This is a genomic window from Xanthomonas sp. SHU 308 (genome assembly GCF_000364645.1).
Lineage (GTDB): Bacteria > Pseudomonadota > Gammaproteobacteria > Xanthomonadales > Xanthomonadaceae > Xanthomonas_A > Xanthomonas_A sontii.
The window spans coordinates 1-611 of the sequence record NZ_AQOK01000560.1 but is presented as its reverse complement, the minus strand read 5'-3'; the positions used below and the strand labels follow the sequence as shown (position 1 = coordinate 611).

Sequence of the window (611 nt, the reverse complement as noted above, 5' to 3'; positions counted from 1 at the left end):
TGAGGCGCTGGCGCTGGCGCGCGCGCTGCAGGTGCCGCGCGCCGATGCCGATCGCATCGAGGCGGCATTGCGCGCGCGCGAGGCCGCGCACGCCGGCATCGATCAACTGCTGCAACGGGCGGCGCAGGCGCGCCACGACGGGCATCTGGACGATGGCCCGGACGCGGCCCTGCCGCTGTACCAGCGTGTCCTGGAGTACGCGCCGGAACGCACCGCGGCGCTGGAAGGTCGGGAGGATGCGCTGTCGGAATTGCTGCAGCACGCACGCAGCGACCTGGCGCGCGGCGACCTGGCCGCCGCAGCGGCGCTGGTGGAGCGCGCGCGTGGCTACGACCCCGGCCATGTCGACCTGCCCGAGACCCAGGCGGAACTGAACCGGGCGCTGGAACGCCTGCAGCGCGAGGCCGAGCAGGCCCTGCGCCGGCAGCGCCTGGATGCGGCGGCACACGCGTTTGCGCAGTGGCACGCGGCGGTGCCGGACGCAGCCGGCGCCAGCGACGGCCTGGAGCGGGTGGCGGCAGCCTATGCGCTGCAGGCGAGCCGTGCCGCCGCCGATTTCCGTTTCGGCGAGGCCGAGCGCGCCTTGCGCAAGGGCCAGGCCCTGGCGCCGG

Annotated in this window: 1 pseudogene; it reads left to right on the top strand. The window is 75.8% G+C overall.

Annotation, left to right across the window (positions count from 1 at the left end):
- A pseudogene (locus tag D588_RS0116500) lies at positions 1-611 on the top strand (hypothetical protein); the annotation flags it as partial.